We start from the raw sequence: 23,121 nt of genomic DNA, 5'->3' as shown, positions 1-23,121 counted from the left end.
GTTTGGGCGGATGAGCCGCCCCAGCGTCATCGTGGTCGGGTTGGGTGCCGTCGGCAGTGCGACGGCACTCCACCTGGCTCGCGCGGGTGCCGAAGTCGTCGGCATTGACCGCTGGCATCCGCCCCACGCGATGGGCTCCACGCACGGCGGCTCGCGCGTCACGCGCGCGACGGCCTGGGAAGGCCAGCAGTACCTGCCGCTGGTAGCGCGGGCACAGGAGCTGTGGCGCGCGCTGGCCGCCGAGACCGGCACGCGCTACTTCGACCCCTGCGGCGGATTGTTCATCGGCCACGAGCGCGAGTACTTCATCGATGGCACGCTGCGCTCGGCGCGCGACGCAGGCCTCGCGCACGAGCTGCTCGACCGCGCGGAGATGGCCCGCCGCTGGCCGGAGTTGCAGGTGCCGGAGGGAATGGTGGGCGTGGTGGATCCCGCCGCCGGTGTGCTGTTCCCCGAGCGCATCGTCGCCGACCAACTGCGTGTGGCCGCGGGCTTCGGCGCGGAGTTCGTGTTCGACTGCGAAGTCACGGACTGGGCGCCGCTGCACGGCGGCGGCGTGGGCCTCAGCACGACGATCGCCAAGGTGCGCGCCGACCGCGTCGTGTTCTGCAGCGGGCCGTGGATGGGCGAGATGCTGGAGGAGGTCGGCGTGGCGACGCAGGTCGAGCGCGTGACGCAGCATTGGTTCGACGTCCCCGCCGGCGCGCCGAGCCGCGGCAAGACGCCGGTACTCCTGCTCAGCGATGGCCACGGCTATGCGACGGCGGCGTTCCCGGAGGATGGCGGCCGCATCAAGGTCGCCGGCCACGGCAGCGGACGCCTCGGGCGCATCGAGGATGTAGATCGCGAGGTGCACGCCGATGACATCGATCCGGCGGCCGCCCTCGTGCGCTCGTACCTGCCGCAGCACCTCGGCGCTTACCGTGAGAGCGCGGTGTGTCTCTACACGAAGACGCCCGACGGGCACTTCGTGATTGATCGGCATCCCGACTGCGCGGATGCGATTCTCGCGAGCGCCTGCAATGGCTTCGGCTTCAAGTTCTCGAGCGCGGTGGGCGAGATGCTCGCCACCGAGGTGCTGGAGCGAGACGCACCGGTGGACGTCGCGCCCTGGCGGCTGGGCACACGCTTCGGCAGCGGCTGAGGCGAGACCGTGACGCGCCGATGATTGCGCGAGCGCCAGCGCCGCGCGAACGTCCGGAATGCGCCTGCCTCTCTTGGCCTTCGCCCTCGCCGCCTGCGCCGCCCGCGACGTGCAGGTAATCGCGCACCGTGGCGCTTCGTGGGACGCGCCGGAGCATAGCTTCGCCGCCTACGACCTCGCGCTGCGGCAGGGCGCGGATTGGATCGAGCAGGACCTGCAGATGACGCGCGACGGCCAGCTCGTGGTGTTCCACGATGACTCCCTGGACCGCACGGCGCGCGGCCCCGCTGCCGATTGCGCCGGCCTCGTGCGCGACAAGACGCTCGCCCAACTCCGGCGCTGCGAGATCGGGAGTTGGTTCAACGAGAAGTTCCCCGGGCGCGCGCGGCCTGAGTTCAGCGCCGAACGCATCCCGACGCTGGCGGAGGTGATCGAGCGCTACGGCGATCGGGCGCGCTTCTATATAGAGACCAAGAATCCGGCCGAGGCGCCGGGAATGGAAGACTCGCTGCTGGTGCTGTTGCGCAAGCACGGCTTGGCGGGCGCGGGGGCGGACCGCGAGCGCGTGCTCGTGCAGTCGTTTAGCCCCGCGAGTCTCGAGCGTCTGCACGCGCTGGAGCCCGAGCTGCGCTTGGTGCAGCTCTGGGAGGATCCAATCCCGGCAGCGGCTCGCGACTCCACGCTCAAGCGCATCGCCGAGTACGCGGTGGGCTTCGGTCCCTCGCGGCGCATTCTCAATGCAGACCTCGTGCGCGGCGCCCAACGGCGCGGGCTCGTCGTCCACCCGTACACGGTGAACGACGAGCCCGTGATGTCCTATATGCTGGAGCTAGGCGTGGACGGGATGTTCACCGACCGGCCGGCCCTGCTGCTGCGGTTGCTCGGGCGTTAGCCCTCGACGGCGGGCGGCCGCGCCTCGCGGATCATCGCGATGGCCGAGGTGTTGATGGCCACATCGCCGATGTCCGCACCGTCGGCGACGACGGTGGCCCGAGCGAGCCCCACGAACTTGCCGCAGTGGTGCAAGTAGTCGCTCATCCGTTGCATCGGCGCGACGTACATCACGCCCTTGAACGCCTTGCCGCCGATCAGGTACACCTCCACCTCGCGCTCGCCGGCGCCTGCGCCAGCCGCGCCGACCACTTGGACGTTGCCGTCCGGTGCGGAGACCAAGACGACAAGATCAGTCTGGACGATGAGATGCCCCGGCGCCTCCTGCAGCTTCGGCCGGCGGGCATCCACCATATTCATATAACCGCCCTTGCGGTTGCCGAGGAATGCGACGAGCGACATATCCTCGGCGATGTAGATCGAACCCTCGAGCAGTGTCGCATCACGGAGCACCACGTGGATGCGCTTGCTCTCTTGGGCGCGGGTACGGCCAGTCGTAGGCGAAGTCATAGCAGGTAAGGTGGGATACGACATTCTGACGAGCCACCCCCACCAAAGGCCACGGACCCCTTGCGGGGACCCCCTGCGGCCACCGAGCCTACACGGCCTATGCTCCGCCGTCCGCCACGACTCGGCCGCCTCGCCCCGCTGGGGCTGATCCTCGCGCTCGCGGCCGCGGCCCTCCCCGCCCAGGAGCGGGCGCCGCGCTCGGTCGCGGTCACCGAGATGCAGGTGGAGGTGCTCGCCGGCCGCGCGCAGCTCGCAGAGGCCGAGCTCGAGGTCGTCACGCGGCTGACGGTGACGGTGCGTGAGCTCGGTCCCGTCCTGCTCTCGATGGCCGCGTGGACGCCTGGGTCGTATTCGATCGCCAACTATGCCCGCGGCGTGAGCGGCTTCAGCGCCACGCAGGGCGGGCTGCCGCTGCGCTGGGACAAGCTCGACCCCGACACCTGGCGCATCACGCCGCGGCGCGCCGGGGTGATCGAGCTGCGCTACCGCGTGCGGGCGGACATCCTCGACGTGGCCGCGAGCTGGAGCAGCGAGGACTTCGCCTTCTTCAACGGCACGAACGTCTTTCTATATGTAGAGGGACGTCCGGACACGCCGGTGCAGGTGAGCGTGCGCACCGAGGCCGAGTGGCGCGTGACCACGGCGATGGCGCCCGGCGATGCGCCCAACAGCTTCCGCGCCGCCGACGTGCACGACCTGCTCGACCATCCGGTGTTCGTCGGGCGCTATGACCTCGACAGCGCACTCGTGGCCGACAAGTGGATGCGGCTCGCGACCTGGCCCGAGGGCAGCGTGGCCGGCGCGCGTCGGGCCGCACTCTGGGACGCGCTGACGCGCAGCGTCGAGCCGATCGCCGCCGTGTTCGGCACCGTGCCCTGGCAGCGCTATACCGTGCTGCAGGTGGCGCACGACGAAGTCGGCGGGATGAGCGCGCTTGAGCACTCCGAAAGTGAGCTGGCGTTGGTGGGCACGCCGTTCCTCGACGAACCCTTCGTCCTGGCCGTACACGCGCACGAACTCGTGCACGCGTGGAACGTGAAGCGCCTGCGGCCGGCCGAGATGTGGCCGTATCGGTATGACGTGCCGCAACCCACGCCCTGGCTCTGGATGAGCGAAGGCATCACCGACTACTACGCCGACCTCGCACTGCTGCGCAGCGGACTCAGCGACGAGGCGGCGTTCCTCGAAGTCACGTTGGGCAAGATCGAAGGCGTCGAGGCGCGCCCGCCGACGTCGCTCGAGGACGCCTCGCTGCAGGCTTGGCTCGGCGTGCGCGACGGCACCGATGACCTGTACTATGACAAGGGCTCGTTGGCCGGCTTCGCGCTCGACATCCTCATCCGGGACGCCTCCGACAACGCCCGCTCGCTTGACCACGTGCTGCGCGAGCTCTGGGACAACGCCGCGGCCAAGGGACGCGGCTTCACGCACGACGATTTCTGGAACGCCGTCGCGCGCGCCACGCGCGGCCGCGCCTGGGGCGACTTCGAGCGGCGCTTCATCGACGGGCGCGATCCCTATCCGTGGGCGCAGTGGCTCCCGCGCGCCGGCTGGCGCCTCGCGCAGGACAGCATCAGCGAGCCGCGACTCGGCGCGTTGCTGCGCGGCCATCCTGAGGGCGTGATCGTCACCGGCCTCGATCCCGACGGAATGGCCGCGCGCGCCGGCGTGGACTACGGCGACGTGTTGGTGGAGATCGGCGGGACGTCCACGCGCGATCCCGAGTTCGGCCGGCGCTGGCGCGCCGTGTGGGGCGCGCGGCCGGGGGCGAGCGTGCCGATCGTGCTCATCCGCGACGGGAAGCGGCTCACGCTCACGGCGCGGGTGGAGATTGACCGACGCGTGGAGCGGCGAATCGAGCCGGATCCGAATGCGGGAGTGAAGGCGCGGAGGATTCGGAGTGGGATCATTCAGGGGGTTCCGCGGCCGTGAGGTGAGCGTTGGTGAGGTGAGGGGGCTCGTGGTCCAGCCAGTGCAGGGAGAGGCGGACCGCATCGGCGATGATTGCCGGCAACGAGGGGGCTCGACGTGCGCGGCATCAGAGGTACCTCGCGAGCGCCATCCCGCCGGCCCCGATGATCAACAGTGCCATCGAGATGTTGGTCGCGATCGCGCCTCGTCGACGTTCCGCCGCAAGTGCGCGACTGAGGCCAGCCTGCTCCAGCTCGGACGCGTTTGCGAGCGCTGCCGTGAGCTTCCCGGCGCGCATCGCGGACGGCCGCGCAATGGCCATCCCCAACCCGAAGGCAAGGAGGGCTGCGCCGCCCGAGAGCGCGAAGGCGCCGCCGCTCCTGGTGGCGAGGTAGGCGGCCGCGTTGCCTCCCGAGACGAGCATCAGGAGGCGTAGCCCGCTGAGCAGGGTGAGGATCGCGACGGCGGGCATAAACGTCATCATCCGCCGCTTCGCGAGCTGTGCGAACACGGGACCGGCGGCAGCCGGACCGGCGCCTGCGAGCGCCGGGAGCAGGAACCAACTGCTGAAGAGCGCGCTGCCAACCCAAAGCAGCCCGCCGAACACGTGTACGAAGCGGAGAATGAGGAACTCGATAGGCATAGACGCTCAGAGGGAGGGATTGCCGTGGATTACTCGCGTGCGTCAACTCTAATTCTTCAACCAAGGTTGAAGTCAAGGGCTCCCCCCACGTACCTTGGACCGATGCAGGCCCCGCTGCTCACCATCGGAGAACTTTCGCGACGCACGGGTGTCTCGACGTCGGCGCTGCGTTTCTATGAAGGGCGCCAACTCATCCGCCCGCAGCGCAGCGCGTCAGGTCACCGGCGGTATTGGCGCGGCACCATCCGGCAGGTCGCCTTCATCGTCTTCGCGCAGCGCATCGGCCTCTCGCTCGACGAGGTGCGGCGCGAGATCGAGTCGTTGGCGGGCCGCGCGCCAACGGAGGCCGACTGGAAGCGTTTGTCGCGGCGGTGGACCGCGCGGATCGACAAGCGGATGGAGGAGCTTCAGCGCCTTCGCCGCGGCCTCAGCGATTGCATCGGGTGCGGATGCCTATCCCTTGAGCGCTGCCACATCCTGAATCCCGGCGACGAGGCGGCGGCCCGCGGCGCGGGACCGAGGTTCTGGCTCGGGGATGAGCCGAGGGAATCCTCCGAATAACCGCTCAACCAGATTTCGCCGCGGCGTCTGAGAGCCTTCGTTGCACCTCAACTTCAGAGAGTCCGCTGATCTCCACGATCTTGCGAGGCGAAGATCCGCCAGCGACGATCCTGGCCGCGCCGCTGGGAATGGCGAGGACGTCGGCCAGCAGCGCCTCGACTGCCGCGTTTGCCTTGCCGCGCTCGGGCGCTGCGGCGACGCGAATCTTGAGGGTATCGCCGAGCCAGCCGGCGATGTGACTGCGTGATGCGCCGGGGACGACTTTGATGGGGAGTCTGGTGCTGGTCACTGGTGCCGCCGAGAGGACGTGGTCGCCTAGATTCACTAAGTATGGCAGCGCTCATCGTCTACGTCCCGAATCGGCACCCCGGGGACTGGTTCTGGGAGTTCACCGAGCGGTTCGTCCGGGAGCACTTGGCGCCGCGATACCGCCTGCGACTGGCGCAGCCGATCGGCACGTCCGCGCGGGCCGCTCCCGTCTACGCCGTCCACGGCGGCCAGATTGAAGTCCACTGGTACTCGCTCGTCCTGCAAGACGAGTCCGACGGAATGTTGCGCGTCGTGACGATGCACGATCATCCCCTCGACCATTTTCGCGCGTTCGGGTTCCGGCCGGATCGCGTCTCGCAACTGCTGGCTGGCCAGTTCATTCCGAGCCGTCTGCGAGCGGAGATCGACGCGACGGAAGGCTTCCGCGACTCGTGGGGCAGCCTCGAGCGCTCGCCGGTGCGTCCGTGGCTCTACCGCACCCGCTATTGGCAGGAGTCCGCCACCGGGCCCGCGCCGCAGCGAAATCGCCGCGGCCTGTACTTCCGCGGCCTGCATTCGCCTGCTCGCGACGCTGCACTGCACCTCGCGCGGCTCGCGCAGCCGGCGGACGACGTCGACATCGACTGTTGGGCACCTGACGACAAACGAGATGTCCCGGCAGACCAATACTTCCGGAAGCTGGCGATGTCGCAAGTCGCCTTGTCCCTGCCGGGTGCGGGCGACTTGTGCCACCGCGACATCGAATGCTTCCGGCTCGGTGTTCCGGTGCTGCGGCCGATGCTCCAGGCGGAGTTGGCCGTGCCGCTGGTCGCTGGTGAGCACTACATCGGCGTGCCCTTCGAACCACTGGGGCCGCCACATCAGTACCCGGACCACCCGAAGGATCCCGAGCGTCTCGCGGCCGACTTGCTCGCCACCTATCGTCGCGTGCGGAACGACGAGCCGACGCTCCGCCGCATCGCATCCAACGCGCGTCGGTACTATGACGAGCACCTGGCGTATCCCGCGATCGCCGAGCACACGCTTCGGCTGCTCGGCCTCGATGCCGCGCCCAGCACGACGTCTGCCAGCATCGCGACGAACGTCCGGACGAGGCCACCCGGGGAAGTCTCACCCGAACTTTGCTTCGTCGCGGCGTGCGCGCGCGCCGAGCGATCGGCGCAGGTCGTCGCGGACCTGCCGACCGCGGACTTCGATTGGAACCGCGTGCGCGATCTGGCGATCTTCCACGGGCTCGCGGCGCCTGTTGCCTCGGCACTTGAACGAGTGGACGGGAACGTCGGGGCTGTCGCGCTGGTGGACCTGCGCGTCGCACGACTGAACCAAGTCGGCGGGGAGCTGATCAAGTTCGCCCGCTGGCGTCGCATCAACCAAGCCCTCGCCGAGGCCGGCATCAAGGCGCTGACCCTGAAGGGGTTCCACGTCGCCTTCCTGCTCTACGGAGGCACCGGTCAGCGCGTGGTCGGGGATCTCGACTTCCTCGTGCACGCACGCGACGTCGCGGCGACAATCGACGTCCTGCGGTCGCTCGGCTTTCACCTGACCCGCAGCTGGGAGCGCGCGATTCGCCACGTGGGGCTCGAGCGGGTGCTCGCGAGCACGGTGGAGCTCGCGTTGGGCTCGGCCGACGGCGTCGCCATCGACCTGCACTGGCACGCCGGGCCGTCCGGCGCGACGCTGTCGACCGAAGAACTCCTCGCCGACGCGCTGCCAGGCATCGGAGGCGAACCGACGGCGCTGGGATCGCCATTGGGCGACACGATGGCGATGCTCGTCACGCACGGCGAGAAGTCCATCTGGAAGATGCTGCGCTGGCTGGTGGACATCGACGCGGGCCTCCAACTGATGCAAGACGCTGACGCCGCGCGGATGCAGGAGCATCTCGAACGGGTCCACGGGCAGCAGGCGTTGGCGAACGCCCTTGAGCTGATCCGTCTCGTGTGGGGAAGCGTCCCCGTTGCCGCGCGTGGCCTGCGTCCGTTGCCCGCAGCCGATCGCCGCTTCGTGACGGAAGCCCTCCTGCGCTTTGAGCGAGACTGGGATTCCGTGCGCGTGTTCGATCGCCAGCGACCGTGGCGACTGCTCGGCGAGCGACTCAGGCTCCGCGGCGCGACACTCCCGAACCTCCTCGACGCTGCGCGACCATCCTATCTGGATTGGGCGGTGGTCCCGCTGCCTTCGTGGCTGCACGTGGCGTACTATGCGATTCGACCCGTGCGCGTGCTCAGTGAGGCGGCGCGCCGGGGGCGTCGCGGACTGCCGGCGCCGTGAACTCCCCAACACGACGCTCTGTGCCTCGGCCCGTCCTCCCGCCGGCGTTTCCGCTCATCGAAGCCGCCCCGCACCGATTGGTGTTTACGGCGTTCGGGGTCACGCTCGGGGTGCGCTCGCACGACGAAGCCCTGCTCGATCGTACGCGCGAGGCGCTGCCCCCGTGCGCGGTGCCTTCGACGGCCGCGGTCGAGGAATGGTTCACGCTGCAGCGCAGTGTGCCGAGTCGCGTCGGTGCGCCACGGCATCGTCTCCTGCGGCAGTCCGCCATCATCGCTGAGGGAATCCGGCTCGGTCCGGTGCTCGAGGCCCTGGAGGATGCGCTCCGCCTCGCCGTCGCGAGCCGCACCACGACTCACGTTTTCGTGCACGCCGGTGTGGTGCGCACCGGCTCTGGGACCATCGTGCTGCCGGGGCGGAGCGCCAGCGGCAAGACGACGCTGGTGCGCGCCTTGGTCGATGCGGGTGCGGAGTATTGGTCGGATGAGTACGCCGTCTTCGATGCGGCGGGCCAGGCCTGGCCGTACCCGCGACGGATCTCCGTGCGCCAAGGCACGCATCGGCGGCACCGAGAGGCGTTGGTCGGGCCGCCTGCGGACGAACCGGCGCCGATGCGGCTCCTTATTGCAACGGCGTACGAACCGGGTGGGGTGTGGGCGCCGCGACCCTTGAGCCCCGGGGACGCGGTGATGGCCCTGTTCAGCCATACGCTGACGGCACGCAGCAAGCCGGCGTTCGCGCTTGCCGCGCTTGCCGAGGCCACAAAGGGCAGTTTTGCACTTGCGGGGGGCCGAGGTGACGCGACAACTTGCGTCCTCGCAATCCTGCAGTCCTCGGCGGGGATCGGGGACCCTTTCACTCGTATTCGGACGGAGCTATGAAGCCAGTTGCCCGCAAGGACAATCTCGTCACCCAGCGCGTCGGCGACGAAACGCTGGTCTATGATGGCAGCGACGAATCGGCCCGCCGGCTCAACGCGCTGTCGAGCATTGTCTGGCGGCACTGCACCGGCGAGAACACGATCGCCGAGATTGCCGTGCTTGTGGCGTCCGAGATCGCATTGCCCGCCGACGTAGAGGCCACCGAGGTTGTGGAACGGGCGCTCGCGGAACTCGACGAGCACGGGCTCTTGGTGGACTCCGGCCTCGAGGGCGCCGGTGCTGCGGGCGGGATGGCCCGCCGCGACGCCGTGAAGCTCCTCGCGGCTATTCCGCTGTTTCCCTCCATCGACCGGATCTTCGCGCCGACGATGGCCAACTCGGCGTCGTTGCCGCCCGATGCGTCGCTGTCGGCTTCTGCCTCGCCGACGTCCTCGCGGAGCGGCTCGGGCGCGTTCTTCCCCTGATGCCGGCACCGATCACCCGGCGGTAGTCGGGTAATCGGCTCAAGTTGTTCCGTACGCGGGTCAGGGCCAGCGGCCCTGACCCGCGCGCCGCTCCCCCCCGTACGCTCTCTCGATGTCCGCGACGCTCTTCGTGCAGATGGCTGCGTATCGGGACCCCGAACTGGTCCCCACGCTCGTCAGTCTCCTCGACAACGCCACTGCACCCGAACGCCTGCACATCTGCGTCGCGTGGCAGCACGGCGACGAAGCCAGCATTGACCAGTTTGACTCGCTGCGCACGCGCTGCCGCCTGACGCTGCTCGACATCCCATACGCTGAGAGCCGCGGCGCCTGCTGGGCACGCCACAAGATCCAGCAGCACTACGCGGGCGAGGCATACACCCTGCAGCTCGACTCGCACCACCGCTTCGCCGAGGGCTGGGACACGACTTGCATGGAAATGCTCGAAGGACTCCGCTCACGCGGCGTCGCGAAGCCGCTCCTGACGGCCTACCTGCCGTCGTACGATCCGTCGCAGGACCCGGCCGCACGCGCGCCGGATCCGTGGCGCCTCACCTTCGACCGCTTCATTCCCGAAGGGGCGATATTCTTTCGTCCCGAAGCGATGGCCGGCTGGCCGTCGATGGACGAACCCGAGCCGGCGCGGTTCTACTCCGCGCACTTCGCCTTCACCATCGGCGAGTTCGCACGGGAGGTCCAGCACAATCCCGAGTTCTACTTCCACGGCGAAGAGATCACGATCACGGTGCGCGCCTTCACCCACGGGTACGACCTGTTCCATCCGCATCGGCACGTCGCGTGGCACGAGTACACCCGCCGCGGGCGCGCGAAGCACTGGGACGACCATCGCGAGTGGGGACGGCTCAACGAGGCCACGCACGACCGCTGCCGACGGCTGCTCGGAATGGATGCGTATCGTGACCGCCCCGATGAAGTCGCCGCCGAGCAGACGGGGCCGTATGGGCTCGGGCAGGCTCGCAGTCTCGAAGACTACGAGCGCTTTGCCGGCATCAGCTTCCGGCGTCGGGCGATCACCCAAGCGGTGCAGGACCACAGGCCGCCACGCCACGAGGACAATGCGCAGCTGTCCCGCGAGGCCTTCGACGCATCGTGCGTCCCCGTGTTCCGGCACTGCCTCGACGTCGGATACGATCTCGTGCCGCACGACGACTACGACCGCTGGGTCGTGGCGTTCAAGAGCGCCGACGACCGGGAACTCTTCCGGCAGGACGCCGAGGAGGCCGAGATCGCGCGGATGAAGGCCGACCCGGACGGCTACTGCAAAGTTTGGCGCGAGTTCGTCACCGATGAACGCCCCGCGCGCTGGCTCGTCTGGCCGCACAGCCGGGTGCACGGATGGGGACATCCGATCGTGAGGTCGCTGTGACGCTCGACCTGACCACCTTCGTCACCGGCATCTGGGATCTCGGGCGCGACCAAGCCGGCACGGGATTCCGCCGGGACTTCGCGCAGTACCGGGAGCGATTCGGCGAGCTGCTCCTGGCCGACGCGCCGATGGTCATCTACGGCGATCCGACGCTGCGCGAGTTCGTCGAGGCGCAGCGCGCCGGCCGGCCGACGCAATTCATCGAACGCCCGGCCGCGTCGTTCCGCGAACGCTTTGACCTCTACCGGCTCGTCGAGGCGATCCGCCTCAACCCGGCCTGGCGCGCGCAGGCCACGTGGCTCGCCGAGTCGCCGCAGGCGACGTTGCCGCTGTACAACCCGATGGTGATGTCGAAGATGTTCCTGCTGAACGATGCCCGCATCGGCAATCCGTTCGGCTCGTCGCACTTCGCCTGGATCGACGGCGCGATCACCAGCACCGTGCCTGCCCAGCTCTTCAGCGAGGAGCGCGTCCTCGACCGCGTGTGGTCGCTGCTCGACCGCTTCTTCTTCGTGTCGTTCCCGTACCGGGACGGCGCGGAGATCCACGGGTTCACCCGCGCCGGGATGCGACGATTCAGTGGCGTCGATCCGCAGTACGTCTGTCGCGGGGGATTCTTCGGAGGACACCGCGACGTGCTCGCCGAGGTCAACGAGCACTACTACGCCCTGCTCTCGGCGACCCTGCACGAGGGCGAGATGGGCACCGAGGAGAGCGTCTTCACGCTGATGGCCCTCGAGGAGCCGGAGCTGTACCGCCGCTACGAGCTTCGCGACGAGGACCACGGGCTGCTGCAGCCGTTCTTCGAATTCGTGCGCACGCTCCCGCGGCCCGCGCCCAACGCCACCTACCGCGCGGTCAGCCCGGACCCGCTGGCGACGCGGAAGGAACGTCGCCGCGCGCTCGCCCTCGCCCGGCCGGAGCGCAGGATCTCGGGATACGTTGTGACCTTCAACGCGCCCGACCAACTCACGCGCACGCTGGAGAGCTGGCGCGCGGGGTTCCGCTTCGAGCAGCTGTTCATCCTCGACCACAGCACGGAAGACGAGGCCAAGGCCGAGAATCGGCAGGTTGCCGAGCGCTTCGGTGCCAGCATCCTCTACCACCCCAAGGGCAACGGCGGCATCTCCGGCGGCCGTCAGTTCGTCGCCGAGCACTTCGACGCGACCGATGCGGACTACTACGTGTTCATCGAGGACGATATGCTCCTCAACGATGCGTCCGCCCCTCCGCTCTGCCGCAGCGGCTTCCGCAGCTACGTGCCCGAGCTGCGCGACGTGGTGCTGCACATAATGGAGCTGGAGCAGTACGACGCCCTCAAGCTGTCGTTCACGGAGTTCTACGGAACGAATAACGTGCAGGTCGCCTGGTACAACGTGTCGGATGCGACCCGTGCCGCGGTGTGGCCGGAGCAGCCGAAGCTGCCGCGCACGGGGGTGGATCCTGACGGGCCGTCCACCCGCTTCGAGACCATCCGCCGCGTCGGGGACGTGTCCTATGCCGACGGCGAGGTCTACTACTGCAACTGGCCGCAGCTGGTGAGCCGCGCGGGCAACCGGCGTTTGTTCCTCGAATCCCCGCTGCCCGACCCATCGGAGGCCAGTTGGATGGCTGACTTCTTCGAACGGACATTGCGCGGGGAAGTCCGGCTCGCGGTGCTGCTGGCGTCAGTGATCACGCACGATCGGTTCCATCATTATGCGGCCGGGGAACGGCGCGAGAACTGAGTGACGGTGCACAGTCGAGCTTGACAGAAACCGCCTACGTCCCTAACCTACTGAATATTCCGTACTGAAAAGGGGGTACACGTGTCCCACATCTACTTCCCTCCCAGAGAGCTCGCCGTGATGAGCAGCCTCTGGAGGCGCGGCTCGGCCACCGTCGCCGAGGTCCGCGAGGATCTCGACGAAAAGCTCGCCTACACCTCCGTGCTCTCCGCCCTGCAGACCCTCGAGGATAAGGGCTACGTCCGGCACGAGTCCGAGGGACGCGCGTACCGCTACTTCGCCACCATCGAGGCCGAGGCGGCCGGGGGGAGCGCGCTGCGCCGCATCCGCGACGCCATCTTCCACGGATCGGCCGAGCAGATGGTCGCGCAGCTCCTCACCGACCGCGACCTCTCGCGCGATGAAGTGCAGCGCCTGCGCCAGTTGCTGGCCGAGCGGCTGAAGGAGGACGAATGACCACCGGCCCGCTCACCCTGCCGATGTTCTTTGTCGCCGTCTGGAGCGCCGCGCTGCTCGCGCTCGGCGCCTGGACGCTCGACCGCAGCCTGCGACGGCTGCGGTACCAGACGCGCCTCGTGTGGCTGGGCGCGATGTTGCTGGGCACCGCCCTCGTGCTCATCACGCCGTGGCGGATGTTCGCGACGGCTGACGCCGCATCGGCCGCGGCCGTCGCCTCGAGTGCCGCGACCGGCGGCCTCGCCGCACCGATCCTCGTGACGCCGCTCCTCGAGGGCATCGCCGCATTCGCGCAGCGTGCGCTCGCGCTCTTTCCAGAGAATGCCGGCAACGTGGTCCGTACGGCGTGGATCGCGAGCAGCGCGTTCGCGGCGCTCTTCCTCGTGCTTGGCTATGCGATCAATCGGGCAATCGTCCTCCGCGCGCCGTACACGAAGATCGGTGATGTGCGCGTGCGACTCAGCGAAGCGTTCGGCCCCGCCGTGATTGGCGTGCGCAATCCGGAGATCGTGGTGCCGCGCTGGCTGCTCGAGCGACCGCTCGAAGAACAACAGCTCGTGGTCGCGCACGAACAGGCGCACATCACCGCGCGCGACCCATCGCTCCTCTGCGCGGGCGCGGCCGTCGCTGTGCTCACGGCGTGGAACCCACTCACGTGGTGGGCCTTCGGCCGCATGCGACTGGCGACCGAACTCGACTGCGATACGCGCGTGCTGCGCAGCGGCGTGCCCGCGCGCGCGTACGGCACGCTGCTGCTCGACCTCACCGCGGCCCTGCCTCGCCAACTGCCTCGGCTCGGCGCGCCCGCATTCTCCGCACGACCGTCCCAACTCGAAGCGAGGATTCGCGCAATGACCACCGGAACCGTAGGCCCCGTTCGTCGCAAGGCGCTGTTGATCGGCAGTGCCCTGCTCGCCGTCGTGACCGTCGTTGCGGCCTGCGCGGCGACGCTCGACTCCCCGCTGTCGCCGAAGGTCGCCGAAGTCGCGGCCCAGAAAGATGGACAGCAGGTGTACTTCGATTTCCAGACCGAGAGGCCCGCCGCACAAGTCCCGGGTGGGCCCGGCGTGCGGTATCCGTCGGCGCTGCGGGAGCAGGGCGTCGAGGGGGAGGTCCTCGCGCAGTTCATCGTCGGCACCGACGGGCGGATCGACCTCGAGAGCTTCCGCGTGCTGCGCTCGTCGATGCCGGAGTTCGAGGAGGCAGTGCGTTCGGCGCTCCCGGCGCTGCGCTTCGTTCCGGCGGAACTGAAGGGGGAGGCGGTGAAGCAGCTGGTGCAGCAGCCGTTTGTGTTCACGCTGGCGCGGTGAGGCGCCAGCCGGGTTCGCCGCCGGCTAGTGCGGCGGGCGCAGTCCGATGTCATCGAGCATCACTGCGCCCGGCCGGCCTGCCGGCGCTACGAAGCGCACTTGCCGCAGTACCGCGCCGTCCTCCAGCGAATCCAGCGGCACGCTGTAGGTATGCAGCGACGGGAACGAGCCGATGATGAGCCGTTCCTCGAGCAACCGCGATCGATAGCGCTGGGCACGCTGCGAGAACTCCGGGTCCGCGCTCACGTGCACCGTGGCGGCACTCACGCGACCGTCGCTGGTCTCCACCTCGACGCCGACGTCCTGTTCGCCCGATTGACCCACGGCGGCAAAGACGAGATGGCTTCCGCGCCGGATGACGGGCGCCGGGGCACCCGCACCCACGCTGAGCGTGAACCGCGCCGCTGTAGCCTGTGCCGGCCAGACGAGTTGCACCATCGCGTTGCCCGTGCGCCGCCGACGCCATTCGCGCCAGATGGAGAATCCCTCGGCCGAGACCTGCACGCCGCGGCGATCGCCGCGGAACGGATCGGCGTTGCGCTCGAAGGTCTCGAGCATCGTGCCCTGCGCGGACGCGATGCGTCGACGGATGAGTACCCCGCTGGCCGCTGACACGTCGTCGACGCGCTGCTGGAAGCGCCGATAGCCGTCCGGTCGCGCCGCCAGCGCATTCTCGAGGAACGCCAAGACGGTCGCCGTCGTGAGTTCACGCTGTACCGCGCCGTCGAGCACGGGATCGTCGCGGAGCAGCCAGCCGAGCGGGAGCGCGACATCGCGACGTCCCCAACGCGAGTTGAACTGCACGTGATTCCCGCCCTCCAGGACAACCGCCGACTTGAACTGCGCGCTGCCGTCGATCCACGCAACGCGGGAGTATTGCCCGGCGCCGGCTTCCGGCGGGACATCGGCATCCTGCGAACCGCGCACGAGCAGGTAGCTCACGCCGTTGAGGACGAGATCGCGCCCGTTAGGGAGAAGCAGTCCCTCGGTTGGCGAGAGTGCGACGATGGCGGGGAACCGGAACGTGGAATCGAAGCCGGCGCTCGGCACCGGCGTGGCGAGGATCCGGCCGCGATTTGCGGCGAGGGCCGTCAACGCCTCGCCGCCGCGCGAGTGGCCGATTAGCGCGATCCGGCTGCGATCGATCCGGCCCGCCAGCGGCGAGCGCGGATCACGATCTAGCGAGTCGAGGGCGACGAGGTGCGCGATGGCAAGGCGTTCGCGTGCCGCCACCGCGCCGTCACCCTCGCGGATCCACGGTCCGCTGAGGAAGTTGGCGTCGATGCTCACTGCGGCGATGCCGTGGCTGGCCAGCTGTTCGCCGAGGTATGCGAGGCCTTCTTCGGAGGACTCTTCCACGGCTGCCCCGTGCATTAGCAGCGCCAGCGGCACGCGTTCGCTCCCCTGGGGCACCCAGACCGTCGCGTTCACGGGCGAGGCGGCGACGTCCAGCCCCCAGTAGCGCGCGTGCACGAACTTGCGGAGGCCGTGATGCCCGGGCAGGACGGGCGTCAGATCGACGGCGGCGGTCCGCACCGCCGCCTCCGCACCGTAGCGTGCATCGCGTCGCGCGTCACCAGCGCTGCCGTATCGGAACTGCGAGACCGCGACGTCCCCCGGAGTGACCAAGCCGAGGACACGCGTAGCCGGTACGTCCGGCGCAGCGCTGGTCAACGGTGCGAAGGCGGAGTTGACGAGCGCGACGGTCAGCAGGACAGAGATGGCCAGAAGCACGTAGGGCCGGCGTCCCGGGCCGCTCCGGTCCGGCGCACGCAACGCAGCGATGGTCGCCCCCCAGAACCCTGCCGACAGCAAGGCGGCCGTGGCCAGCGTCCGCACCGGACCCAGCCCGGCAAGCACGCCGAGGAGCGCGGCGGCGGCGAACAGGATACCCAGGATGAACGCGCGCTGGGCGGTCACGAACCGGTGTGCGAACCGCACCACGCTCGCCAGCAGGATCCCGTACGCGGCGGCCATCGCAGCGAAGACGGTCAACCCTATCAGGACGTCGCCGACGGGCCCGAAGCCGAGTCGGACCCGGTAGGAGGCGACGACCACGAGGATGACGGCGGTGCCGAGCACCGCGAGCAACGCCCCACGCTGGGCGTTCGTCATCGAATGGATCAGGCGGTGGGGCATAGCGTTCAGTAGACGCGCAGCGCCTTGGAAACGTTTGTGTCGGTGGGGAGGGCCGTCGGTGGAGGGCTACGTCCCCCAGGAGTAGCACCCCGGGAGGCGGCTCACGACGATAGCAAGCAGCATCGCGGCCGGTCACGAGTTCCGCGACCCACAGTGGCGCGACGTGGTCGAGAATCGCTCCGCGGTCCCTGGATTGCAACGGCGCTGCCACATTGGCGGTCGTGGAGAAGCTGCCGCCGTCAACCAGCGCACCAGCCGTCCACGGTCCCGCGAAACCGTCGCCCGAGACCTTGGGCCAAAGCGTTCCTCGGCCAACCGCCAGTGCGCTCGCGAGCAGTCTTCAGGATGCGATTGAACGAGTTCAGCGTACTCGTCCACTTGCCGTCAGTACCTTTCGCCTTACATTCGGGTCGTGAGTTCTCCAGTACACGACCTGTCCAAGTTACGGATCGACCGCAGCACGCCTCCCACGCCCTCGGCACGGCGACGTTGGCCGTGGGCTGCCGCTGCACTGGTGCTCGCGGCGGCCGGTGCTGCCGGATGGAGCCTGTTGAGATCTGGCACTCCGGTCCAGGTGGTCGTCGCGGCTCCGCTGGAGCAGAGCGGCCCGCGCGCCGCGCCACTGGGTGCGGTCGCGGTGACGGCCAACGGTTACGTGGTTGCACGGACGCGGGCCGCCGTGGCGGCGAAGATTCCCGGTCGTCTTGCCGTGCTGAGCGTGAGCGAGGGCTCGTACGTGCAACGCGGAGCCATCATCGCGCGGCTGGAGAACGACGACTATGCAGCGGCGGTGGCGGAGGCCCGGGCGAACGTCGGTGGTGCCAGGGCCCAACTCGCAGAGTCCGAAACGGAGCGCGACCAGCTCCAGCGTGACGCCGCGCGGCTGCAGCAGATTCGCGCGGGCAACGCGAGTCTCACGGCGCAGCAGGAAGTGGAACTCGCCGAGAGTCGGGCGACCCAGGCGGCCGCGCGGGCCACGACAGCGGCCGCTCGCGTCGAGGCGGCCGTGGCGTCGCTGCAGTTCGCCGAAGCGTCGTTGGAGAACACCATCATCCGTGCGCCCTTCACCGGCACGGTCCTCCGCAAGGAGGCCGAGGTCGGTGAGGTCGTGGCGCCGTCCGTCGGCGGCGGCCTCACGCGCGGCGCCGTCGTGACGATGGCCGATCTCACGACGCTTGAGGTCGAGGTGGATGTGAACGAGGCCTACATCGGACGCGTGCAACACGGGCAGGACGCACGCATCACGCTGGACGCGTATCCGGACACTGCCTTCCGCGGGCGCGTGCGGCAGGTCGTGCCGACGGCCGATCGCCAGCGGGCGACGGTGCAGGTCAAGGTGTCGATTGTCGACCGCGATGCGCGGATCCTGCCCGAGATGGGGGCGCGCGTGGACTTCGTCGCGGCGCAGTCGCCGGCGGATGTCGACGTCGCTGGCTCCGCTGCGAGCGCGCCGCCGCGCTTCCGGCTCCCGCAGGACGCCGTGCGCACGGTCGCGGGTCGCAGCGTTGTCTGGGTCGTCCGCGACGGGCGGCTGGTGTCGCGCGAGGTGGACGCAGGCCCGGTGAGCGCCGGGTTCCGCGAGATTCGCCGCGGGCTCGTGGGCGGCGAGCAGGTTCTCGTCGCCGGGGTATCTGACCCGGCGGCGGGTATGAAAGTCCGAGTCATCCCCTAACGACGAGTAACCGATGGCCCTCGTGGAGATCCGCAACGTCTCGAAGAGCTTCCAGCGCGACGCCGAACGCATCGACGTCTTCGATGGCCTGACGATGGACATCGAGCAAGGCACGTTTACGGCGTTGATGGGCCCGTCGGGCTCGGGAAAGTCCACGCTGCTCAACTTGATTGCCGGCCTTGACCGCCCGACGGCGGGCAGCGTCCGCGTGCAGGACGCCGAGGTGAGCGCGATGAGCGCCGCCAAGTTGGCCACCTGGCGCAGTGCGCACGTCGGGTTCGTCTTCCAGTCGTTCAACCTGCTGCCGGTGCTGACGGCCTTTCAGAACGTCGAGCTCCCGCTGCTGCTGACGCGGCTCTCCAGGGCCGAACGTGAGGAGCGCGTGCGCATCGCGCTGGGCGTGGTTGGGCTGGAGGACCGGATGTCGCACTATCCCCGGCAGCTTTCCGGTGGCCAGGAGCAGCGGGTCTCGATCGCGCGGGCCATCGTCGCCGACCCCACGCTCGTCCTGCTCGACGAGCCCACCGGCCAGCTCGACGCACGCAGCTCGCAGGAGGTGCTGACCCTCCTCGGCCGCCTCAACGCGGAGTTCGGCAAGACGATCGTGATGGTGACGCACGACGCGCAGGCGGCGCAGCACGCCACGCGCAGGCTCCATCTCGAGAAGGGTGTCTTCGTCGAACAGGCGGAGGCGGCGCGATGAGGTTCTTCGGCTTGCTGCGTGCCAACCTCGGACGGTACAAGTGGCGGACGGTGCTGACGGTCGCCAGCGTGGCCCTCGCGCTCTTCCTCTTCGCCTCGCTGCGGACCGTGCTCACCACGCTCGACAAAGCGTCGCAGTTCGGCAGCGCGCGGCGGCTGATCACCACCAACTCGACCGGTTTCACCTTCCCGATGCCGGTCGCGTACGCGAACCGACTCTCGGCCGTGGAGGGTGTGGAGAACGTCAGTTGGATCAACTGGTTCGGCGGGCGCTACGGAGACGGCAAGCGCTTCTTCGCGAGTTTCGCGGTGGACGCGGAGAGCTATCTGGATCTCTATCCCGAGATGCACGTCGAGCCCGAACACCGCGCGGCGTTCCTCGCCGACCGCGGCGGGGCCTTGATCGGCGCGCGGCTGGTGGACCTCTTCGGCTGGCAGGTCGGGCAGGCCATCACGCTCCAGGGCACCATCTTCCCTGGCGACTGGACCTTCACCGTCCGCGGGATCTACACGCCCACCGACAAGGCGATCAACGACGACGCGATGATGTTCCACTGGGACTATCTCGACGAACGCACGGGCCGCGAAGGGAACGCCGGATGGTATGTGCTGCGGATCGACCGGGCGGAGCGCGCGGCGGACGTAGCGACTGCGATTGACGAGATGTTCCGCAACTCCCCGGCTCCCACCAAGACGGGGACGGAGCAGGCGTTCAACGCCAGCTTCGCCACGATGTTCGGCAACGTCTCGCTGCTCCTCAACGCCATTGGTACGGCGGTGGTCTTCGCCATCCTGCTCGTGACCGCCAACGCGATGATGATGAGCACGCGCGAGCGCGGCCGGGAGTATGCCATCCTCAAGACGATCGGCTTCACCGATCGCCGGCTCTTCGTGCTGGTGCTGGCCGAGGCAGGCGGCATCACGCTGCTCGGCGCGCTGCTCGGCCTCGGTGGCGCCAAGCTGCTCTACCGCGTCACCGACTTCAATGCCGGCGGATGGTTGCCCGGTTTCGACGTGACGGGATCGACCCTGGTGCTCGGCACGTCCATCGCGGTGCTGCTGATGGTCGCCAGCGGCATCGCCCCGGCCGTCCGCGCCGCGCGCCTATCGGTCATCGCTGCGTTGAGGAACGTCGAATGATCCGCATCCCCATCGTGTACAACCTGCGCAGCCTCAAGGGGCGTCCCGTCTCGACCGCGTTCACGGCCGTCGGCGTCGGGCTCGTGGTGGCGGTCTTCGTGGCGATGCTCGCGTTGGCGAACGGCTTCGCGGTCGCGCTGACGTCCACCGGATCGCCGGACAACGTCCTCATCCTCCGCAAGGGAGCGGACTCCGAGCTGTCGAGCGGCATCTCCCGCGCGGACGCGAGCGTGATTCTGTCCTCGCCGCACGTCGCGCGCGATGCCAGCGGCGTCCCGCTGGCGAGTCCCGAGGTGTTTACGGTGATTCCGCTTGGCCGCGCGGCGGATACGACGCAGATGGCCAACGTCGTGGTGCGCGGCGTGAGTGAGCGCATCTGGCAGGTGCGCGTCAACCTCGCCGTCAGCGCCGGCCGTGTGCCGGAGCCCGGACGGCACGAGGTCTGCGTCGGCGAGAAGCTGGTCGGGCGCTTCCCGAACACGGGCCTCGGCGAGGGCCTGCGCATCGCCGGCGCCACGTGGGAGGTGGTGTGCCACTTTACCGCCGCCGGTTCGTCCTTCGAGTCGGAAGTGTGGGGCCTCAATGAACAGATTATGCCGGTGATGCGCGGCAGCGTGTATCAGTCCATCACGTTTCGTCTCGCCGATCCCGGCGCTTTCGCCGAGGCCAAGCGCGCACTCGAGGAAGACCGCCGAGTGACGGTGGATGCGTACCGGGAGATCGAGTTCTATGCGCAGCAGTCGGAGGTGCTCGGGACCGTCCTGCGCATCCTGGCCATTGTCATCACGTCCATTATGGCGGTCGGCGCGGTGTTTGGGGCCGTCAACACGATGCACGCCGCGGTGGCGTCGCGCCGGTCGGAGATCGCCGTGCTGCTCACGCTCGGCTTTCACCCACGCAGCGTGCTGGTCAGCTTCCTCGCCGAATCCACGCTGATCGCCTTGGTCGGCGGGGCCATCGGCTGCCTGCTCGCGCTGCCGATCAACGGTATCGTCGCCAACACGACGAATTGGGCGAGCTTCAGCGAAATAGCCTTCGCCTTCCGCGTCACGCCGGGCCTGCTCGTGCTTGGGCTCGCGTTCGCCGCCGCGATGGGGATCCTTGGCGGCTTCTTCCCCGCCCGACGCGCGTCGAAGCTGCAGGTGGTGGAGGCGATTCGACGCTAACTCGGCGGAAACGAACTCGAGCGGAACAGAAAGACGAGGATGGCGGCGTAGGCAACGTACTCCAGCGCCATCGCGATGTATCGGGTATCGCTCTGCATATACCGGGTCGTTTCGACGGCGCACAAGGCGGCCATCGCCGCGTAGACGCAGGCCAAGGCAATCGGCGTACGCGGCCACGCGAGGATGAAGCCGACGATGAAGACGATCCCGGCCGCGAGCGTCAGCGTCCACTGAATGAACAGGACGTCCCGAGGAAACTCGGGATTGCTCACGCGGGGCCACGGTGGGGTTTCCCAGAACCACTCGATGAAGCCGACCGTCGCCCAGAGCAGAAGGAATCCGTGGACGAGCAAGAGGCCGAGGGTAATGCTTTTCGTGAAGGTCATCGCTCAGTCTTCCGGAGAGGTACGCCCCGCTTCCAACTACTGCAAGCACGTGCATCGGGTGTCAAGCGACTTCCTCGCACGGTTGCACTCGCTGCCATCGCACGCGAGTATTCGCGTATGCTGAGACGGTGGGCGGACGTGGGGGTGCTGGCCTTCGTGCTTGCGCTTCCGTTGCGGGCGCAAGACCTCGCTTCGGCGGCCGGCCCTGCGTCCTCGGCGGAGTGTGCGCCCTTGGGACTCGACCGCGACGAGCTCCTCGCGCTCAAGCGCGAGAAGTTCGTGATTGCCGACGACGTGCGACGAAACGCGTTTGCGATCGCGCTCGCCGGATGCCTTGGCGACGCTGATCCCGAGATTCGCGATGGCGTGGCATACGAGGCGCTCACCGCCTATATGCGCGGGAAGCAGCTCACGGAGCAGACCCTGGTCGCCCTGCGCGTCCGACTCTTGGACGATCTCCGTGGCCCGGAGGGCGACGGCTTCATACGGCCGTTTGCGGCCCTCGTGCTGTCGGAAGTCGCGCGGACCGACTGGGTCGAGCCCTACCTCCTCCCGGCCGACCGCGCGCAACTGGTGACCGCGGCGACGGAGTACCTGCGCGGTATCACCGACTATCGGGGATTCGACGAGCGCGACGGGTGGCGCCACGGCGTGGCACACGCTGCCGATCTCCTGATGCAACTGGCGTTCAATCCGCAGGTCACGCACGACCAGCGCCTGATGATTCTGGACGCCGTGGAAGCGCAGCTCCTGCCGTCGGGGCAGCGGTACCTTGCCGGGGAGCCCGAGCGACTCGCCGGACCGGTCCTCGCCGTGGCACGTCGCGAGGCGCTCACCGAAGCGGAATGGACCTCGTGGCTCGCCCGCGTGATTGCGCCGGCGCAGCGCTCGCAACCTGACTCGGCAGAGCGACACAACGCCTCGGCGTTTCTCGCACGGCTCCGGGAGGTAGCGTCGAGTGCACCCGCGTCTCCGCTGGCACTCCTCGTGCCGGGTGTCGAATCCGCGCAGCGCGGACTGCGTACGTCGAACTAGCCGTCCTCGCGATACACCATCGCGCCCACGACCGCAGCCACGGGGAACAGCACCAGCTCGCCCACCGCGCCGGTCCAGACGAGCCCCTGTGGGTACAGGCCGCTGGCGAGGTTCAGCACGGCGAACCCGAGGCACGAAGCCGTCCACACGAACAGGCCCGCGATGGCTGCGGTCTTGGCTCCGGGGCCGAAGCGAGGACGAATCGACGCGTAGAGCGCGACCATCACGAGGCCGACCAGGAATCCATACACGACGTAGTACGCCAGGGCCGACGCGGGCTCCGGGCCGGCGTTGAGCGCCTCGCGCGCGGCAGTCCACTGATCCATCAGGAACACGCCGTTCAGCAGCGTCTCGCCGACGTTGACCACCACGCCGGCGACCAGTCCGCCAAGCAGCATCCGCCCCACATTGATCTGACCCATTGTCGCGGCTCCCGAAGAGTGTGGACGCCACGC

22 protein-coding genes are annotated in these 23,121 nt (G+C 68.7%); 16 read left to right on the top strand and 6 right to left on the bottom strand.

What is annotated here, in order from left to right:
• Positions 1-10 precede the first annotated feature (10 nt).
• On the top strand, positions 11-1,144 hold the full coding sequence (solA, locus tag KF689_12060) for an N-methyl-L-tryptophan oxidase (protein ID MBX3134105.1): 1,134 nt from the start codon (positions 11-13) through the stop codon (positions 1,142-1,144).
• A gap of 58 nt (positions 1,145-1,202) precedes the next feature.
• Positions 1,203-2,036 (top strand): glycerophosphodiester phosphodiesterase, encoded by an 834-nt coding sequence (locus tag KF689_12055; GenBank protein MBX3134104.1) that lies wholly within the window; start codon positions 1,203-1,205, stop codon positions 2,034-2,036.
• Here KF689_12055 and KF689_12050 read toward each other — a convergent pair.
• The gene (locus KF689_12050) at positions 2,033-2,545 is read right to left on the bottom strand and encodes a hypothetical protein (protein ID MBX3134103.1); all 513 of its coding nucleotides are present in this window, start codon (positions 2,543-2,545) and stop codon (positions 2,033-2,035) included. The two genes, KF689_12055 and KF689_12050, sit on opposite strands and share 4 nt — an antisense overlap.
• Before the next feature lie 99 nt (positions 2,546-2,644).
• Between KF689_12050 and KF689_12045 the strand changes: the two genes are divergently transcribed.
• Positions 2,645-4,477: a M61 family metallopeptidase gene (locus KF689_12045; GenBank protein MBX3134102.1), complete on the top strand. Its 1,833-nt coding sequence runs from the start codon at positions 2,645-2,647 to the stop codon at positions 4,475-4,477.
• Between the two features lie 106 nt (positions 4,478-4,583).
• Here the strand turns inward: KF689_12045 and KF689_12040 are convergent, their stop codons facing one another.
• Positions 4,584-5,099 carry a hypothetical protein gene (locus KF689_12040; GenBank protein ID MBX3134101.1) on the bottom strand — a complete coding sequence of 172 codons (516 nt, stop codon included), beginning with the start codon at positions 5,097-5,099 and terminating at the stop codon, positions 4,584-4,586.
• Positions 5,100-5,201: 102 nt separating this feature from the next.
• Between KF689_12040 and soxR the strand changes: the two genes are divergently transcribed.
• Positions 5,202-5,660, top strand: a complete 459-nt coding sequence (gene soxR, locus KF689_12035) for a redox-sensitive transcriptional activator SoxR (protein ID MBX3134100.1) — start codon at positions 5,202-5,204, stop codon at positions 5,658-5,660.
• Positions 5,661-5,664: 4 nt separating this feature from the next.
• Here soxR and KF689_12030 read toward each other — a convergent pair whose 3' ends face one another.
• Entirely contained in the window at positions 5,665-5,949 is a 285-nt protein-coding gene (locus tag KF689_12030) for a DUF167 domain-containing protein (protein MBX3134099.1), read from the bottom strand.
• 41 nt (positions 5,950-5,990) lie between these two features.
• Between KF689_12030 and KF689_12025 the strand changes: the two genes are divergently transcribed.
• From KF689_12025 to KF689_11995, 7 genes are all read left to right on the top strand, one after another.
• On the top strand, positions 5,991-8,201 hold the full coding sequence (locus tag KF689_12025; GenBank protein ID MBX3134098.1) for a nucleotidyltransferase family protein: 2,211 nt from the start codon (positions 5,991-5,993) through the stop codon (positions 8,199-8,201).
• Between the two features lie 20 nt (positions 8,202-8,221).
• Entirely contained in the window at positions 8,222-9,082 is an 861-nt protein-coding gene (locus tag KF689_12020) for a hypothetical protein (protein ID MBX3134097.1), read from the top strand.
• Positions 9,079-9,546 carry a PqqD family protein gene (locus KF689_12015; protein ID MBX3134096.1) on the top strand — a complete coding sequence of 156 codons (468 nt, stop codon included), beginning with the start codon at positions 9,079-9,081 and terminating at the stop codon, positions 9,544-9,546. The genes KF689_12020 and KF689_12015 overlap by 4 nt, the downstream gene beginning before the upstream one ends.
• Before the next feature lie 112 nt (positions 9,547-9,658).
• Positions 9,659-10,933 carry a hypothetical protein gene (locus tag KF689_12010; protein ID MBX3134095.1) on the top strand — a complete coding sequence of 425 codons (1,275 nt, stop codon included), beginning with the start codon at positions 9,659-9,661 and terminating at the stop codon, positions 10,931-10,933.
• A complete protein-coding gene (locus tag KF689_12005; protein MBX3134094.1) occupies positions 10,930-12,660 on the top strand; it encodes a glycosyltransferase in 1,731 nt (576 codons plus the stop codon). Before KF689_12010 ends, KF689_12005 begins: the two co-directional genes overlap by 4 nt.
• 120 nt (positions 12,661-12,780) lie before the next feature.
• Positions 12,781-13,116, top strand: coding sequence for a BlaI/MecI/CopY family transcriptional regulator (locus KF689_12000; protein ID MBX3134093.1), 336 nt, complete (start codon positions 12,781-12,783; stop codon positions 13,114-13,116).
• Positions 13,113-14,426 carry a M56 family metallopeptidase gene (locus tag KF689_11995; GenBank protein ID MBX3134092.1) on the top strand — a complete coding sequence of 438 codons (1,314 nt, stop codon included), beginning with the start codon at positions 13,113-13,115 and terminating at the stop codon, positions 14,424-14,426. Before KF689_12000 ends, KF689_11995 begins: the two co-directional genes overlap by 4 nt.
• Positions 14,427-14,450: 24 nt before the next feature.
• Here the strand turns inward: KF689_11995 and KF689_11990 are convergent, their stop codons facing one another.
• Positions 14,451-16,565, bottom strand: a complete 2,115-nt coding sequence (locus KF689_11990) for a hypothetical protein (GenBank protein ID MBX3134091.1) — start codon at positions 16,563-16,565, stop codon at positions 14,451-14,453.
• Positions 16,566-17,115: 550 nt separating this feature from the next.
• Here KF689_11990 and KF689_11985 point away from each other — a divergent pair.
• The 4 genes from KF689_11985 to KF689_11970 are packed head-to-tail and all read left to right on the top strand — an operon-like array spanning position 17,116 to position 21,245.
• Positions 17,116-18,237, top strand: a complete 1,122-nt coding sequence (locus tag KF689_11985; protein ID MBX3134090.1) for an efflux RND transporter periplasmic adaptor subunit — start codon at positions 17,116-17,118, stop codon at positions 18,235-18,237.
• 13 nt (positions 18,238-18,250) lie between these two features.
• The gene (locus KF689_11980; protein ID MBX3134089.1) at positions 18,251-18,940 is read left to right on the top strand and encodes an ABC transporter ATP-binding protein; all 690 of its coding nucleotides are present in this window, start codon (positions 18,251-18,253) and stop codon (positions 18,938-18,940) included.
• The gene (locus KF689_11975; protein MBX3134088.1) at positions 18,937-20,079 is read left to right on the top strand and encodes an ABC transporter permease; all 1,143 of its coding nucleotides are present in this window, start codon (positions 18,937-18,939) and stop codon (positions 20,077-20,079) included. Before KF689_11980 ends, KF689_11975 begins: the two co-directional genes overlap by 4 nt.
• On the top strand, positions 20,076-21,245 hold the full coding sequence (locus tag KF689_11970) for an ABC transporter permease (GenBank protein ID MBX3134087.1): 1,170 nt from the start codon (positions 20,076-20,078) through the stop codon (positions 21,243-21,245). Before KF689_11975 ends, KF689_11970 begins: the two co-directional genes overlap by 4 nt.
• On the opposite strand, the gene KF689_11965 is transcribed toward KF689_11970, so the two are convergent.
• A complete protein-coding gene (locus KF689_11965; GenBank protein MBX3134086.1) occupies positions 21,242-21,631 on the bottom strand; it encodes a hypothetical protein in 390 nt (129 codons plus the stop codon). The genes KF689_11970 and KF689_11965 overlap by 4 nt on opposite strands.
• Positions 21,632-21,748: 117 nt before the next feature.
• On the opposite strand from KF689_11965, the gene KF689_11960 reads away from it, so the two are divergent.
• Positions 21,749-22,666 (top strand): DUF2785 domain-containing protein, encoded by a 918-nt coding sequence (locus KF689_11960; protein ID MBX3134085.1) that lies wholly within the window; start codon positions 21,749-21,751, stop codon positions 22,664-22,666.
• Here KF689_11960 and KF689_11955 read toward each other — a convergent pair.
• Positions 22,663-23,088 (bottom strand): hypothetical protein, encoded by a 426-nt coding sequence (locus tag KF689_11955; protein MBX3134084.1) that lies wholly within the window; start codon positions 23,086-23,088, stop codon positions 22,663-22,665. The two genes, KF689_11960 and KF689_11955, sit on opposite strands and share 4 nt — an antisense overlap.
• Between the last annotated feature and the right edge of the window lie 33 nt (positions 23,089-23,121).

It is taken from the genome of Gemmatimonadaceae bacterium, assembly GCA_019637355.1.
Lineage (GTDB): Bacteria > Gemmatimonadota > Gemmatimonadetes > Gemmatimonadales > Gemmatimonadaceae > Pseudogemmatithrix.
Note: the sequence above shows the minus strand (reverse complement) of the source record. Positions and strands in the feature narration are given on the sequence as shown.